Origin of the sequence: Kutzneria sp. NPDC051319 (genome assembly GCF_040682195.1) — a bacterium.
Taxonomy (GTDB): domain Bacteria; phylum Actinomycetota; class Actinomycetes; order Mycobacteriales; family Pseudonocardiaceae; genus Kutzneria.
Map to the genome: position 1 here is coordinate 1 of NZ_JBFBAM010000042.1, position 15,255 is coordinate 15,255.

14 protein-coding genes are annotated in these 15,255 nt (G+C 70.1%); 10 read left to right on the forward strand and 4 right to left on the reverse strand.

Translation table 11 applies throughout. From position 1 onward, the window contains the following. The first annotated feature begins 164 nt into the window (after window positions 1-164). The 5 genes from AB0M73_RS31885 to AB0M73_RS31905 are packed head-to-tail and all read left to right on the forward strand — an operon-like array spanning window position 165 to window position 3,585. Window positions 165-584, forward strand: a complete 420-nt coding sequence (locus AB0M73_RS31885) for a helix-turn-helix domain-containing protein (protein ID WP_043727210.1) — start codon at window positions 165-167, stop codon at window positions 582-584. Continuing rightward, complete coding sequence (locus tag AB0M73_RS31890) at window positions 581-1,381, forward strand: alpha/beta hydrolase (protein WP_363898372.1); 801 nt, start codon at window positions 581-583, stop codon at window positions 1,379-1,381. Before AB0M73_RS31885 ends, AB0M73_RS31890 begins: the two co-directional genes overlap by 4 nt. Beyond that, entirely contained in the window at window positions 1,374-1,736 is a 363-nt protein-coding gene (locus AB0M73_RS31895; RefSeq protein ID WP_363898375.1) for a DUF4180 domain-containing protein, read from the forward strand. The genes AB0M73_RS31890 and AB0M73_RS31895 overlap by 8 nt, the downstream gene beginning before the upstream one ends. A gap of 13 nt (window positions 1,737-1,749) precedes the next feature. Beyond that, window positions 1,750-2,733 (forward strand): serine hydrolase domain-containing protein, encoded by a 984-nt coding sequence (locus AB0M73_RS31900; RefSeq protein ID WP_363898378.1) that lies wholly within the window; start codon window positions 1,750-1,752, stop codon window positions 2,731-2,733. 48 nt (window positions 2,734-2,781) lie between these two features. Further along, window positions 2,782-3,585: a hypothetical protein gene (locus AB0M73_RS31905; protein ID WP_043727219.1), complete on the forward strand. Its 804-nt coding sequence runs from the start codon at window positions 2,782-2,784 to the stop codon at window positions 3,583-3,585. On the opposite strand, the gene AB0M73_RS31910 is transcribed toward AB0M73_RS31905, so the two are convergent. The 3 genes from AB0M73_RS31910 to AB0M73_RS31920 are packed head-to-tail and all read right to left on the reverse strand — an operon-like array spanning window position 3,551 to window position 9,296. Next, window positions 3,551-4,243, reverse strand: coding sequence for a hypothetical protein (locus AB0M73_RS31910; protein ID WP_363898382.1), 693 nt, complete (start codon window positions 4,241-4,243; stop codon window positions 3,551-3,553). The genes AB0M73_RS31905 and AB0M73_RS31910 overlap by 35 nt on opposite strands. An 8-nt stretch (window positions 4,244-4,251) precedes the next feature. Continuing rightward, the gene (locus AB0M73_RS31915; RefSeq protein WP_363898385.1) at window positions 4,252-7,596 is read right to left on the reverse strand and encodes a cytochrome P450; all 3,345 of its coding nucleotides are present in this window, start codon (window positions 7,594-7,596) and stop codon (window positions 4,252-4,254) included. Further along, a complete protein-coding gene (locus tag AB0M73_RS31920) occupies window positions 7,593-9,296 on the reverse strand; it encodes a fatty acyl-AMP ligase (RefSeq protein ID WP_363898388.1) in 1,704 nt (567 codons plus the stop codon). Before AB0M73_RS31920 ends, AB0M73_RS31915 begins: the two co-directional genes overlap by 4 nt. Window positions 9,297-9,488: 192 nt before the next feature. On the opposite strand from AB0M73_RS31920, the gene AB0M73_RS31925 reads away from it, so the two are divergent. From AB0M73_RS31925 to AB0M73_RS31945, 5 genes are all read left to right on the forward strand, one after another. Further along, the gene (locus AB0M73_RS31925; protein WP_363898391.1) at window positions 9,489-9,773 is read left to right on the forward strand and encodes a hypothetical protein; all 285 of its coding nucleotides are present in this window, start codon (window positions 9,489-9,491) and stop codon (window positions 9,771-9,773) included. Between the two features lie 89 nt (window positions 9,774-9,862). After that, window positions 9,863-10,696, forward strand: a complete 834-nt coding sequence (locus AB0M73_RS31930) for a LytTR family DNA-binding domain-containing protein (RefSeq protein ID WP_052396422.1) — start codon at window positions 9,863-9,865, stop codon at window positions 10,694-10,696. Then, complete coding sequence (locus AB0M73_RS31935; protein WP_363898395.1) at window positions 10,693-11,070, forward strand: hypothetical protein; 378 nt, start codon at window positions 10,693-10,695, stop codon at window positions 11,068-11,070. Before AB0M73_RS31930 ends, AB0M73_RS31935 begins: the two co-directional genes overlap by 4 nt. 3 nt (window positions 11,071-11,073) lie before the next feature. After that, complete coding sequence (locus tag AB0M73_RS31940) at window positions 11,074-12,801, forward strand: cation acetate symporter (RefSeq protein WP_363898398.1); 1,728 nt, start codon at window positions 11,074-11,076, stop codon at window positions 12,799-12,801. After that, window positions 12,798-13,973: a histidine kinase gene (locus tag AB0M73_RS31945; protein ID WP_363898401.1), complete on the forward strand. Its 1,176-nt coding sequence runs from the start codon at window positions 12,798-12,800 to the stop codon at window positions 13,971-13,973. Before AB0M73_RS31940 ends, AB0M73_RS31945 begins: the two co-directional genes overlap by 4 nt. Window positions 13,974-14,098: 125 nt before the next feature. On the opposite strand, the gene AB0M73_RS31950 is transcribed toward AB0M73_RS31945, so the two are convergent. Further along, complete coding sequence (locus AB0M73_RS31950) at window positions 14,099-14,362, reverse strand: hypothetical protein (RefSeq protein WP_363898404.1); 264 nt, start codon at window positions 14,360-14,362, stop codon at window positions 14,099-14,101. Window positions 14,363-15,255 lie beyond the last annotated feature (893 nt).

The window sequence follows — 15,255 nt, forward strand, 5'->3', positions numbered from 1 at the left end:
GCCGCGTGTCCGGGCCTCGTCATGCAGGGAAGCCCGCCTTACCCGCGCTGGATGCGGGTAAGGCGTCCTTCCCTGCATCCGGGGTGGCCCTCGGTGAGGTCGCAACCTTCCCTATCGTTCCCTAATCGGTTGCCTATAGGGAGTGATGCGGTAGTCTGGGGTTCGTGTCCCAGGAGATGTACTCGGTCGAACAGGTCGCGGACCTGCTGGGCCTGCATGTGCGCACGGTTCGCAACTACGTCCGTGAGGGCCGCCTGAAGGCGGTGCGGATCGGCAAGCAGTACCGGATCGCCCGCGAGGACCTCGACGCCTTCACCGGCGCGGAGTCCAAGGTCCGGCGCACCCGGCACGTCGAGGTGTCGAGCATCGTCGAGATCGACGCGATCAGCCGCGAGGACGCGAGCCGCATCGCGATGGGGGCGGTCGGGGCCGCGAACACCCGCGGCTACCAGGAGCAGCCCCTGCGCATCGAGTCGGCGTACGACGAGGCGCGCGGCCGCCTGAAGCTCATCGTCCTGGGGGACCTGACCACCACCGCGGAACTGCTGCGGTGGATCGCGTTGCTCGCCGAGGGGGAGTCGTGACCGCAACGATCTACAAGACCGACGCCGGGGCCCAGCAGATCCGTCGCCAGTACGAGGAGTGGCTGGCCCACTGGCCGGTCCCGGCCGACCGGCGCACGGTGTCGACCCGCCACGGCGACACCTTCGTGCTGGTGTCCGGGAACCAGAACGGGCCACCGGTCGTGCTGCTGCACGGCTCGGGCGGCAACGCCCTGACCTGGATGCCGCTGGTCGGGCACCTGGCCGACCGGTTTCACTTCCACGCCGTGGACGTGATCGGGGAGCCGGGCCTGAGCGCGCCGTCGCGGCCGCCCTTGGGCTCTCCGGCCTACGCCGAGTGGTTGGACGACGTGCTGGCGGGTCTGGGCCTGACCGAGGTGCAGGTGGTCGCCGTGTCGCTGGGCGGCTGGTTCGCCATCGACTACGCCACGCGGCGGCCGGGGCGCGTCAGCCGCATGGTGCTGACGGTGCCGGGCGGCATCGGCCGCCAGCGGTTCGGCAATATGGCCGTGTTCCTCCTAAGCCAGGTGCTGGGCCGCAAGCAGCCGGAGCCCAGGTCGGCGCCGGAGAAGTACGTGCGCATGGTGTTCCAGCACTTCCGGCCGCGGCTGCTGATGCCGATCTTCTCGGCGGCCCGGCTGCGCCGGCTGACCATGCCGTTGCTGGTGATCGTCGGCGAGAGCGACGAGCTGCTGAACTCACGGGCCACGCAGCGGCGGCTCAGGTCGACGACCGACGCCACCGTGGTGATGCTGCCCGGCGCCGGGCACATGCTGCCGGACCAGACGGATCGGATCGGGGGATTCCTCCATGGCTGACACGCTGACCGACATCGGCGGCACGATGGCGTACGTGCTGGACGCGGACGGCCCGAAGCTGTCAAGCGAGCAGGACGCGGTCGACATCATCGGGCAACTGTGGGGACAGTCGGTGACGCTGGTGGTCATTCCGGTGGAGCGGTTCGCCGACGGCGTCTTCGACCTGCGCACGACCCTGCTGGGGCACTTCACGCAGAAGGTCATCGGTTACGGCCAGCGCCTCGCCGTCGTCGGCGACCTGGGCGAACACCTCGCCGTCAGCGAGCCGCTGCGGGCGTACGTGCGGGAGTCCAACCGGGGCCGCCGCCTGTGGTTCCTGGCCGACACAAATGAGTTGGCCGTCCGCCTGGCCTGACTATCCTGGCCCGATGAGCGAACTGGGGCCCGAGGTCGACAGCGTCGCCGCCGCGACGGACTTCTCCGGCGTGGTGCGGCTGGACGAGGCCGGCGAGACGGTGTTCGCGCGGGCCTACGGCATGGCACATCGCGGGCTGGGTGTTCCGAACACTGTGGACACTCGGTTCGCGATTGCCAGCGGCACCAAGTCGTTAACGGCCCTGGCGGCGATGTCTCTGGTCGAGGACGGCACCCTCGACCTGTCGACGACGGCGCGGTCCGCGCTGGGCGCGGACCTGCCGTTGATCGACGACGCGGTGACGGTGGAGCAGCTGCTCTCCCACCGCTCCGGCATCGGCGACTACTACAGCGAGGACGGCGACAAGGATCCGGTGCTGTCCGTGCCGGCGCAAAACCTGGTCACCACCGAGGATTACGTGCCCGTCCTCGACGGCTACCCGATGAAGTTCCCGCCGGGCACGGACTTCGTCTACAACAACGGAGCTTTTGTCGTGCTGGCGGTGATTGCCGAGCGCGTCAGCGGCGTGCCGTTCCACGAGCTGGTGGCACGGCGGGTGTGCGCCCCGGCCGGCATGACGGACACGGCCTTCCTGCGCAGCGACGAGCCGGACGCGCGGATGGCGCTCGGTTACCTGGACAGGGAAGGCTTGCGCACCAACGTTTTCGACCTACCGGTGCGGGGCAACGGCGATGGCGGCATCTACACCACGCTGTCCGACGTCCACGCGTTGTGGCAGGCCTTTTTCGCCGGCCGCATCGTCGCGTCGAAGTGGGTGGACGAGATGCTGCGGCCACGCAGCGCGCAGCCCGATTCTCCGCACCGCCGCTACGGTCTGGGCTTCTGGTTGCACCCGACGTCCGATGTCGTGATCATGTCGGGCGGCGACCCGGGTGTCTCGTTCTGGTCGGAATGCGAACCGTCCGGCGCGTTCACCCGCACCGTCATTGCCAACACCACGGTCGGCCGGCGGCCGATCATCCGCCTGTTCGGTTGACTCCATTGGAGGTGTCGGCGGCGTCGGGCCGCTGGCTAGCATTCGCGAGTGGACGCCAGCACGCTTGAGTCGGATGCATGGCGCGGGTCGCCCGAGCGCCGCCGGCAGCGCCGAGGCGGCTGGCTGACCGTGTTGGTGGCGGTGGCCGTCGGCGTGGCGTCCTTTGTGCTCTACCGGAACTACCGGATCACGCTGGGCTTCGAGCAGGTGCTGCCGGGGCAGATCCCCTACCTGGCGCTGGCGGTCGCCACGGCTGTGCTGTTCGGCCTGCTGGCGCTGTTCGTCAACTTGGCCTATCGCGACGCACTGCAACGGGAGCACGCCGACCGCTGGCAGGTGGAGGAGACGCGCCGGCGTTTGGAGCGGGCCGAGGAGGCCGCCGACAAGCGCGGGCCGCTGGAGCTGACGGCCCTGTGGGCGCTCACCCAGCGCCGCCTGGACTACTACCACGCGCTGGCGACTTCCCAGGCGGAGCGCAGCTTTCGCCATGCGCAGCGGGCGGTGGTCGTCGGCTTCGCGGTGCTGGTCGTCGCGGTTGCGGTGGTGGCGTCGACCGGCTCCACGGTGATCGTCATCGCCGCCGGCTCGATCGGCGTGGTCGGGGCGGCGCTGGCGGCGTACCTGGGCCGGTCCTTCCTGCGGGCGCAGGAGTCCACGTCGGAACGGCTGCGGCTGTACTTCTCGCAGCCGTTCGCCTTCTCTCGTCAGCTGTCGGCCGAACGGCTGCTGATATTGCTCGACTCGGAGGATCGCGCGGCGGCGGTGCGGGACCTGATCCGCGCGATCATGGAGCTGCCGCTGGCCCCGGTCGACCCGATCAGGAAGGGCCGCCACTCGACGGGCCCGCTGTGACCGGCGCCGTGGCGTAGCCGTTGACCACCACGTCGTCCAGGCGGGTGGGCTCGCCGCTCAGGGCGAGGGCCGGGAACCGTTGGCGCAGCTTGGTGATCGCCTCGTCGACCAGGTCCTCGTGGTCGCCCAGGGTGAGGTGGCCGGTGGTGTTGCGGCCGAAGTCGAGCTCGTCGGGCCGGTCGAACATGATCGGGTCGCGGTTGGCCGAGCCGATCAGCACGGCGACCGTCTCCCCGGCCTCGATGTCGATGCCGGCCAAGGTGATCGTGTCCGTCGCGGTGCGCAGCGCCATGCCGTAGGGGCCGTCGTGCCGTGACAGCTCGGCCACGTTCAGCCCGACCTGATCGGGGTGCCGGAGCAGGTCGACGACGGCGTTGACCAGGAGATGCGCGACCACGTTGTCGCCGGCGATCGGCTGGGCGAAGTCCCGCAGCAGGTCGAAGTCACCGTCCAGGCCGGCCAGCACGGCATCGACGTCGCCGGGCGCCGGCTCGGTCGGCGACGACCGGAGCGCCTCGAAGGCGTCGGCGTAGCGGCTGATCAGCCACACCCGCCGCCCGTCGGGCAGCACCGCCTCGCAGATGGGCGCCTGCGACCGCAACCACCGATGCATGGTGTGCCGGTCCTGGATGTACTTGTCGTCGAGCATCACGGCCACGACGCATTCTAGGTGATCAGCAGCGTCAGCCGATCGAGGCCCCGCAGCGCGGGGTCCGGCCGGAAGACGGGCTCCTCGGCCAGCCGCAACGACGGGAACCGCGCGGCCAGCGCGGGGAACAGCACCTGGCCCTCGATCCGGGCCAGCGCCGCCCCGAGGCAGTAGTGCGCGCCGGCGCCGAACGTGAGATGCCCGGCGGCGTCGGGCCGGCGCAGGTCGAGGCGGTCCGGGTCGGGGTACCGGCCGGGATCGCGGTTGGCCGCGCCCAGCACGGGAAACACCAGCTCACCGGCGGTGATCCGCTTGCCGGCCAACTCAAGGTCGACGGTCGCCCGCTGCGGCGTGATGATCGGCGCGGGACTGTCGTAGCGGAGCAGCTCCTCGGCCGCGGTCCGGGCGACCGACGGGTCATCACGCAGGAGCGCGTACTGATCGGGGTTGCGGAGCAACGCCAGCACGCTGTTGCCGATGTAGTGGGCCGTGGTCTCCAGGCCGGCGTTGATCACCGAGATGACGGTGGTGGCCATCTCGGGGTCGGAGACCATGCCGCCGATGTACTTGGTCAGCTCGTCCGCGGCGGCCATGGCCCGGTACGCGGTGCTGACCGGATCCTCGCCGAACTGGGCCTGTCCCAGCACGGCCATGACCTCGCGGCCCCACTCGGCCACCTGCGGCTGATCACAGCGCGGCACGCCCACGAGGTCCATCACCACGCGGCCGGGCAACGGATACGCCACCTCGGACATAAACTCCACCGGCCCTGGCCGGTCGATACCGTCCAGCATCTCGGCCACGGCCTTCTCCACGTCGCCACGCAGCGCCTCCACCGCCCGGCCGGTGAAGCTGCCGGCCATCAGCCGCCGCATCCGGTCGTGCCGCTCGTGGTTGCTGAACGGGAGGCTGGCGTCCAGCCACTCGATGAACGGCCTCAGCTCGGCCAGCGTCTCCTCGGGCAGCCGCGGCAGGAGCGTGGCGGTGGACGGCCGGATCACCGAAGGATCCCGCAGCAGCTGGGACACTTCGGCGTGCCGTGTCAGCACCCAGCCGTCCAACGCCTCGTCCCGGTACACCGGAGCCAGGTCGCGCAGCAGGTGGTAGAAGGGATACGGGTCCTGGAGGAAGTCTGGGTCCATCGGGTTGAGGTGGATGCTGGCCTCGACCCGTGCCTGCTGCGGCGGTCGCGGCGCGGGAATGGTGGCGATGCAGGACCGGATCGCCGCGGCCAGCGCGGTGAGGTCCGGCGGTGCGAAGGCCGTGAAGTGGTTGCCGGGTACGGTGATCACCGACAAGCTTTGCAGCGCGAGGCTTTCCCAGCCGTTGGCCGGATCGTCCAGGCGCAGCGCGATGTGCCGGTCGTCGAACAGCACCTGCGGGAAGCCGCCCTCGGCCTTGATCAACGTCACGGCGAGGTCGGACGGCCCCGGCTCGTAGCGCACCACGGCCTCAAGCTGGGCCTGGTAGACCCGCATGATGGCGGCGATGTGCTCGTCCGCCGGCCCGCTCGCGCCGAGGAAGCGGGCCAGCTCGCGGCGCTGCTCGGCGGGGGAGAGGGACTGATCGACCCGGCGTCGAGGGGCGTCGGCGCCGCGGAAGGCGAGGCTGCGCATCCGCCACAGCTCCTCGATGATCGCCACGTCATCGGCCGGCGGCTCGGGCTGGCCGGGCTCGGCCAGGTAGGTGTCGATCAGGATCACCTGGGCGACCTCGTCGCCGTGTTTCCTGAGTACGCAAGCGACCTCGTACGCCACGAGGCCGCCGAACGAGTGCCCGCCGATGAGGTAGGGCCCGTGCGGCTGGATCGCCTTGATCTCCTCGACGTAGCGGCCGGCCAGCGCCGGCACCTCGTCCAGTGGCTCGTCGACGCCGTCGAAACCGGGGCTCTGCAAGGCATAGAACGTCTGCTGCGGCCCGATCGCCCGGGCCAGCGGCAGCAGGTAGTAGGCCGCGCCGACCGCGCCGCCGATGCAGAAGAACGGGCGCGGCGGTGTCAATGCCAACGCCAGGCTCTCCGGGCCGGCGACCTCGTCGCCGTGCTCGTCGAGGTGCCGGGCGACAGCGTCCAAAGTGGGCAGTTCGAGCAGCAGCGAATGTGGCACCCGATAGCCGAGGTGGGACGACAGATCGGCCAGCACGGTCGCCATCTGGAGCGACTCCAGGCCCAGCGTGGCGATCGGGGCGTGCGGGTCGGCCGGGCGCTTGATCTCGGCCGACACGTGTCGGGCCAACCAGTTCGTGAGATCGTTGCCGAAGTGGCGGGCGACGAAGTCCAGGGCATAGTCGAGGTTGCACTCGACCAGCTCGAAGGCCGGCAGGCTGCCCACGTGGTAGGTCCGGTGCCGGCCCTGGATCTCCTCGATCCGGTCGTAGATCCCGGCGGCCAGGTCGGCACACCCGAAGTGCGGCATGTACTTCCACTGGCGATCGCAGAACACCTCGTCGGCGTCGGCCGGTCCATAGGAGTAGCGGGCGTAGATCTCGCTGTCGGTGTATCGGTGGTGGAAAGACGTGTCGCCGTACAGCGTGAAGGCCATCCGTGGCTGGTCCGGGGCCGTGCAGAACGTCGTGCGGTAGTCCTGATACCGGATCCGGGAGGCGAGATCCTGTTCGTCCTCGCGAGCATCCAGCACCGGCAGCAACTGGTCCAGCGGCACGGTCAACACCAGATCGTCGAACCGCAGCGTCTCGCCGTCGACGGTCACCAACACCCGGTTGCCGTGTCGTCGGATCGAGGAAATGCTTGCCCCGCAACGAACATCGGCCAGCTCGGCGGCTATGCGTTCCCACACCTGGCCGAAGCCGCCGGCGATGGTGAACGGCAACCGGCGGCCCAGCACCGACGCGCCCCGGTCCGAGACCAGGCCCGTCATCTCGGCGTACTTGACCAGGTACAACGCCGGCAGGTCGCCGTCGAGGCGACCGTATCCGGAGGAGGTGTAGCCCAGTTCGAACGTCGCCGCGAACTCCGGCAACAGGGAAAGCCACTCCCGCACCGGCATCGCCAGCGCCTTAGCCGAGTGGGCCAGCCCGGCTTTCGCGATGTCCGGGAAGTGCTCCGCCTTGAGCGCGTCGTACCGCCGCCGCGCGTCCTTGCTCAGGAAGGGGCTCCGTGTCACCGGAGTGATGTCCTCAATGGACAGACCGAGCTCTGTGACCAGCGCCGCCAACCGCTTGTACGTCAGCGTGCACACGTGCCCGCCGACGTCGAACACGTGCCCGTCCAACGTCACCGAGGCGCACTTGCCGCCGACGTTCTCCGCCGCCTCCAACACCGTCACGGAATGGCCGAGACGTTCCAGTTCCCGGGCGACGGTCAAACCGCTGACTCCCGCCCCGACCACACAGACACGCCTCACGCGGGCACGCCCTCGCGGGACAGGAACGCCTCACGGCACGCACCGCGCCGGATCTTGCCGCTGGTTGTCTTGCGCACCAGGCCCTGCGGCCCGACCACCACCCGGGCACAGGCCAGTTGGTGATCACGCTGCACGCACTCGGTCACGGCCTCGATGATCGCCTGCTCGTCGGCCCGGCGGTCCCGCGTCTCCACCAGCACGACCAGCCGCTCACCGTCCTCGGCCGGCACCGAGAACGCCGCCACACCGCCGGGCCGGATCGCCGGGTGGCAGTCCCGCACGCTCGCCTCGATGTCCTCCGGGTGCAGGTTGCGGCCGCGCACGATGATCAGGTCCTTCAGCCGCCCGGTCACAAAAAGCTCGTCCCCGTGCAGGAAACCGAGGTCCCCGGTGCGCAGGTAGTCGGTCGGGTCCTCGCCGCCGGCCACCCGGGCCCGGAACGTGGTCCTGGTCTGCTCGGGCCGGCCGTAGTAGCCCAGCGCCTTCGTCGCCGAGCTGACCCAGATCTCCCCGACCCGGCAGGGAGGCAGCACCTCGCGCGTGTCAGGGTCCACGATCCGCAGCCGGGCGTCGAACTTGGTCAGCCGCCCGCAGCCGACCAGCGTCGTCGCCGTGCGGTCGGGCAGCGCCGGCACCGCGCGACCGGCCTCCAGGCTGACCCGGTCCAGGCGCAGCGTGCCGCGACCACCCATGGTGACGCTGACGGTGTGCTCGGCCAGCCCGTAGGCGGCGTAGAAGGCGTCCCGGTGCAGCCCGGCCGGCTCGAAGGCGTCCAGGAACGCCGTCACGGTCTCCGGGCGGATCGGCTCCGCCGCCGACATGAAGACCCGGACCGAGCTCAGGTCCCAGGCCGCCCGTTGTTCGACACTGGTCTTGCGCACCGCGAGGTCGAAGGCGAAGTTGGGGGCCGCGGTGTGCGTGGCCCGCACTCGGGACATCACCTCGAACCACACGGCCGGGCGACGCAGGAAGGCCAGCGGCGAGAGCAGCCGGCTGTGCGCGTTGCCGCTCAGCGTCGACATGATCACGCTGATCAGCCCGAAGTCGTGGTACTGCGGCAGCCAGAACACGCCGCGGGCCCGCTCGCCCAGGCCGAGGTCCACGGCGTTGGCGGTGACCTCGCCGATCAGGTTGCCGTGCGTGATGACCACTCCGCGTGGCGATCCGGTTGAGCCGGACGTGTACTGCAACAGCGCCGGCTCGTCGGGATCGGACGGCGAACGCCACTCGACCGGAGCAGTGGCCGGGCGGCAGTTGTCGGTGTGCCGCCACGTTATCCGCGGCCAGCTCGGCTTCGTCCGATCGAACACGCCGGCGACCGCGCCGATGCTGCGGGCCCGGTCGTAGGCCTTGACCGTGAGCACCGCACGCGGCCGGCAGTCGTCCAACACGGCGGCGAACGCCGGCAGCGTCTGCCGCAGCCGGAACGGGTCCGGCGGGTACACCGGCACCGGAACCACGCCGGCGATCAGGCATCCGACCAGGGCGATCACGAACTCCGGGCCCGGCGGGTACACCAGCACCGCGCGGTCGCCGACCTGGAAACCCCAGCGCCGCAGCGACTCCGCCACCGACTCGGCCCTGGTCACGACCTCGGCCGCGGTCAGCGAGGCCCGGTCGGCGCCCTCGTCGTCCACGAAGGTCAACAGCGCCTTGTCCGGGGCGAGCGCGCGCAACGACGCCAGTACCGAGTTCTCCAAGCCAGCCACCGTCCTCGCACACCGTCCACGACCGCTCGCCCGCTGATCGCGCCCCCGTCTCCGCACACCGTGCGGCAGGTGTCGTCCGGCGCGCAAGCACCCCGACCGGTCGTGTCGCCGAAAGCTACATCTCTACTGTTGGTGTGCTCGACGGACGTCCACTGTGGAACAAATGGGGGTGAGGTGGCGCGAATGGTCGAGGATCTGTCGCGCGACGATCTGGCCGCGCTGCCGGACGCGCGCCCGGCCAGCGCCCGGGAGCTCATGGCGGCCATCGCCGACGCCGCCAGGATGGCCTGCGCGCTCACCGACCTGCTGACCACGCTGCGTGAACCGACCCGACGGCTGGCCGGGGCCGGCGCGGCGGCCTCGGTGGAGGTGGCGCGAAGACGGTCGGAGGAGGCACTCCTCGAACTGGAGATCGCCCTGGGTGACGTGCGGGCGGCCAGTGGCCGTACGATACGTCCGAACGGGTGAGCACACTGGCGGTCCGGTCCGTCCGGGGCGACCGTATGGTCCTCAGCTGGCCGCCGCTCAAGGTTGCGTGGTGACTAAGGTTGCGAGACATGAGTCCAGCGTCGTGTCCGGAGTGCGACGGGCCGTCGGCCCGGCCGCTGCGAGTGCTGGCCGTGGATGACGAGCTGCCGGTGCTCGAGGAGATCGTCTACCTGCTCGGCGCGGACCCGCGCGTGGGCACGGCCGAGGGCGCGCAGGACTCCACCGACGCGCTGCGCCTGCTGCACCGCGCCGCTGACGCGGACCGCCCGGTCGACGCCGTCTTCCTGGACATCAAGATGCCCGGCCTCAACGGCATGGAGCTGGCCCGGGTGCTGACCCGGTTCGCCAGCCCGCCGGCGCTGGTCTTCGTCACCGCGGACGACAAGTCGGCGGTCGAGGCGTTCGAGCTCAAGGCGCTCGACTACGTGCTCAAGCCTATCCGCCCGCAGCGGCTGGCCGAGGCCGTGCACCGGGTGGCGCACAAGGTGATCGCCAGTTCCGTGCACGTGCCGGCCCAGCAGGCGGCCGAGCCGCCGTCGGTCACTCCGGACGACGTGATCCCGGTGGAGCTGGGCGGCATCACGCGGTTCCTACGGCTGGCCGATGTCCGCTATGCCGAGGCGCAGGGCGACTACGCGCGACTGCACACCGCGAACGGCAGCTACCTGGTCCGCACGCCGTTGACCGGGCTGGAGGAGCGCTGGCGTGAGGCCGGCTTCGTGCGGATCCACCGCAGCCACCTGATCGCGCTGGCCCACGTCGAGGAGCTGCGGCTGGACGGTGGACAGCTGTCGGTGAAGATCGGCGGCGCGATGCTGACCGTGAGCCGCCGGCACACCCCGCAGCTGCGGGACCTGCTGGTCAAGCGGGCCCGGCCGCACGCGGTGCGGGCGGGCAAGTGAACGCGGAGCGGCCGCGGCGGGTCGTCGTCACCAGCCCGTGGACGCGGGCGGCGCGGCGGTCACGGTCGTATCCGATCGTGCGGGAGATCGACGAGCAGTCCGAGGTCGGCGCCCTGTACATGCGGTCGCTGATGCGGACCCAGCTGCGGCTCGGGGTGCTGGTCGTGCTGCTGGTGTGCGGGCCGCTGGCCGCGCTGCCGGTGTTGTTCAGCGTGGTTCCGCTGACGAAGACGGTGGTGGTGCTGGGATTGCCGTTGCCGTGGCTGGTGCTCGGGCTGGCGGTGTACCCGGTCGTGGTGGCGGCCGCCTGCTACTACGTGTGGCGGGTGGAGCGCACCGAGCGGGACTTCGCCGATCTCGTCGAGCAGTCCTGACCAGTGAGCAGCACCTATTCCGCGGTCTTCGTGGCGCTCGTCCTCGCCGCCGCGCTGCTGATCGGCGGCTACGGCCTGCGGGTCTCCCGCACCACGTCGGACTTCTTCGTGGCGTCGCGCACCGTGTCGCCATGGTGGAACGCCTCGGCCATCGGCGGGGAGTACCTGTCGGCGGCATCGTTCCTCGGCGTCGCCGGACTGATCTTCGCGTACGGGCCGGACATGCTGTGGTACCCGATCGGTTACACCGTGGGATATCTGGTGTTGCTGGCGTTGGTGGCGGCGCCGCTGCGGCGGTCGGGGGCGTACACCGTGCCGGACTTCGCCGAGGCCCGGCTGGAGTCGCGGCGGGTGCGGCGGATGGCCAGCGTGCTGTCGGTCGGCATCGGGTGGCTGTACCTCGTGCCGCAGTTGCAGGGCGCGGGCTTGACATTGACGACCGTGACCGGCGCGCCGGGGTGGCTCGGGGCGTTGCTGGTGGCGGTGGTGGTCGCGGTGAACGTGATGGCCGGGGGGATGCGGAGCATCACGTTCGTGCAGGCCGTGCAGTACTGGCTGAAGCTCTCGGCGCTGGCGATTCCGGTGATCTTCCTGGTGTTGGCGTGGCGGGATGCCGGTGCGCCGTCGTTGGACGGGTCGGTGCCGGCGGTGTTTGCCAACGACACCAAGGTGACCGTGCAGACCACCGTGGACGTTGAGGTGTCGTCCCGGGTGTCGGTGGTTGTCAACGGTGTGGTGGACGGGCGGACGTATGCCGGCACGTCGGTGTCGCTGACGCCGGGGCCGCACCGGATCGCGGCCGGGGCCGCGCTGGACTTCCCGGCCAAGTCCGTTGTGCCGCAGGTCAAGGGCATCCCCGCCGACACGAACGCCCTGTGGGCGCAGCCGTTGGGCGGAGAGGGACACGGCAATCCCTTCTACGTCACGTACTCGCTGATCATCGCGACCTTCCTCGGCACCATGGGCCTGCCGCACGTCGTGGTTCGCTTCTACACCAACCCGAACGGCCGGCAGGCTCGTCGGACGACCGTGGTCGTGCTGGCCCTGCTCGGCATTTTCTACGTGCTGCCCCCGGCCTACGCGGCGTTGGGGCGGATCTACACGCCGGAGCTGTTGCTCACCGGGCAGACGGACGCGGTCGTGCTGGTGCTGCCGTCGCGGCTCGTGGGCGGAACGCTGGGGGAGTTGCTCGGCGCGCTGGTGGCCGGTGGGGCGTTCGCGGCGTTCCTGTCGACGTCGTCGGGCCTGACGCTGTCGGTGGCCGGCGTGCTGTCGCAGGATGTGTTGCTGCTGCGGGGACTTCGCGGATTCCGGGTGGCGGCGTTCTTCGCGGCCATCGTGCCGTTCGGGGCGGCCCTGCTGGTTTCCGGGATGTCGTTGGCCGACGTCGTGGGATTGGCCTTCGCCGTGGCCGCGTCGTCGTTCTGCCCCTTGCTGCTGCTGGGGATCTGGTGGCGGCGGCTCACGCCGTTCGGGGCAATGGCCGGCATGATCGCCGGCGGGGGACTGGCGCTGGTGGCCGGGCTGGTGACCCTGCTGGTGCCGCCCGGCGCCGGGCTGGTGTACGACCTGCTCAGCCGGCCGGCGGCGTGGAGTGTGCCGCTGGGCTTCGCGGTGATGATCGTGGGATCGTTGCTGACGCCCCGGACCGTGCCCGCGTCGGTGAACCGCACGATGGTGCGGCTGCACGCACCGGAGGCGCTCGGTCTCGCTCAGGAGGAGACGCCGTGACGACCGCTGTGCTGGCGGGACTGCTGTGCGTGATGACCCTGGCTGTGCTGGTTCTGTTGTGGCGCCTGCGTAATGCCCTGCGGGAGTCCGGCAATGCCGTCGACCGGGCCACGTACGAGACCCTGCACACCGCGTGGTCGGCCGCGCCGCCGCTGCGGGCCGGTCTCGTGCCCGAGGCCGCTCGTCGTTCCGCGCCGCATCTGCGGGCCCTGTTGGACACTCCGGCGTTGGCGTTGACCGACGGCGAGCGGGTATTGGCGTGGGACGGCATAGCCGAGCAACACTCGGCCGATGTGCTGGAGATCATCTCCCCGGCCCTGACGCACGGCCGTTCGCACGTGGCCCGCGTGTCGTGCGCTGATGTCGCTTGCCCGCTTCGGTTCGCCGTCATGGTTCCGTTGCATGTGGACGGTCGTATCGGCGGCGTGCTGCTGGCCTACGCCGAGGAGGCTTCGGCCGGGCTGGTCCGTGCCGCCAACGAGGTCGCCCGCTGGGCCGGCGGGCAGCTGGAGCTGGCCGAGCTCGACCGGTCCAAGCAACGGCTCATCGAGGCCGAGGTGCGGGCCCTACGCGCGCAGATCTCCCCGCACTTCATCTTCAACTCGCTGACGGCCATCGCCTCCTACGTGCGGACCAACCCCGAGCGGGCCCGCACCCTGCTGCTCGACTTCGCGGAGTTCACCCGCTACTCGTTCCGGCGGCACGGCGAGTACACGACCCTGGCCGAGGAGCTCCGGTCCATCGACCAGTACCTGTCGTTGGAACGCGCTCGCTTCGGTGAACGCCTCCAGGTCACCCTGCGGATCGCGCCCGAGGTCCTGCCCGTCGCCGTGCCGTTCCTGTGCATGCAACCGCTGGTGGAGAACGCCGTGCGGCACGGCATGGAGGGCAAGGTCGGCCCCGGCCACATCAGCATCCAGGCCGCCGACGCCGGGGCCGAGGCCCACATCAGCATCGAGGACGACGGCGTCGGCATGGATCCCGAGCGTCTGCGGCGCACCCTGGCCGGCGAGCCCGACGAGCAGACCGGCATCGCCCTGGGCAACATCGACGAGCGCCTCCGCCAGGTCTACGGCGACGAGTACGGCCTGGTCGTGGAGACCGCCGTCGGCGCCGGCACCAAGATCCACCTCCGCGTCCCCAAATACCGCCCCGGCATCCACGCCGACTAACCCCACCACCGGCGTGTCGCACCCCCGCGAGTCCCGCCCACCGTCACACCGAAACCCGCGCTCCAACACACCGCGAGTCCCGCTCCCAGGCAATCATGTGTCGAGTTTCGGTGGCTGCCCTTCGCTCAGGCGGCCGCCCTTCCTCCAGGTGGCCCCGCCGAGGCCAACGCCCTTTCACCTGATGGTGTGAGCCTGGCCGGCATCCAGGCGGCGCCGGAGCCGTCGGCGACGACGAGGCCGGCGTGCACGAGGTCGTGGGCCATGGCCTGGTCGCAGCACGGCAGGCCGTCCACGCGGAGATCGGGTTCGCTGCTGGCGGTGAGCTCGGCGCGGCCGGCGGCGACGGCGCGGAGCATGGCGATCGCCCGGTGCGGCAGTGGAGTGGTCATCGGTGGACCCCTTTCCCGTTCAGATGCCCGGTACACGGCCGACGCCACCGCGGGGTTCAGGGGAGACCGAAGGTTTACCCCAGAGTCTTTGCCCACGATCAACCGCACATGCCCCGAACCCGTTCCCGACCGCGAATAGTTGCGGCGTGAAGTAACGGTCGTCGTGACCGGAATGAGTTGTTCGTGATTGGGGTGTGGCTCCGCCGTCATAAATTTCGTGCTAATGCGATGCACATCACGCTAAGGGTGGGTTCGTGACTTCCTGCACGTGCATACTTCCTACCGACGGGTAGGAAATGTAGGATTTACCTGATGTCAAGTCGGATGACCTTGTGCTAGGGGTCTCAACAGAACGCGGTGTGTGAGCGAATCCCCGGTCGGGTTACCTCAAGCGGGTTAGGGGTCGGCGGGAGGTTGGGACGACTTCTGCTCCACGTCGGTGTCACACGATTTAAACCACTCTGATGGAGCAATCTGCCACGCCTGAGTGAAGTTCGATGATTCCGATGGAGTTCCCACGTGCGTGTTCCGGCTCCGGAACTAAACACCCGGGGATACTCCATTCGGCGGTAGAATTGGCGAGAATCCTTGGGCACCGTTGCCTACGGATCTCGATGGTTGTGGTGGCCCCAACTGTCGAGCCCATCGATCGCGGTCCGGTGACGACGGGACCCGGTTGTCCATTCCCGTAGCACGCAGGCGAAGGGGAATCGCCGCGAGAACGGCGTGCGCGCGGACGGACCCGGGCGGTGTCGGCGGCGCGCCGTGAATTGCGCTCACCCTTCGGGCAGGAACGCGCCTGAGAGCAGGCGGCTGCTGCCCGCCCGTGAGGACGACCAGTGCCGTGACCGGCTCTGGCGATGCCACCTACCCGTTTTGACCCGTGCCCGAAA

Excerpts from the sequence above, each read along its gene's own strand:
- AB0M73_RS31930 (WP_052396422.1), top strand. The coding sequence starts at position 9,863 with ATGAGTCCAGCGTCGTGTCCGGAGTGCGACGGGCCGTCGGCCCGGCCG.
- AB0M73_RS31925 (WP_363898391.1), top strand. The coding sequence starts at position 9,489 with ATGGTCGAGGATCTGTCGCGCGACGATCTGGCCGCGCTGCCGGACGCG.
- AB0M73_RS31895 (WP_363898375.1), top strand. The coding sequence starts at position 1,374 with ATGGCTGACACGCTGACCGACATCGGCGGCACGATGGCGTACGTGCTG.
- AB0M73_RS31900 (WP_363898378.1), top strand. The coding sequence starts at position 1,750 with ATGAGCGAACTGGGGCCCGAGGTCGACAGCGTCGCCGCCGCGACGGAC.
- AB0M73_RS31950 (WP_363898404.1), bottom strand. The coding sequence starts at position 14,362 with ATGACCACTCCACTGCCGCACCGGGCGATCGCCATGCTCCGCGCCGTC.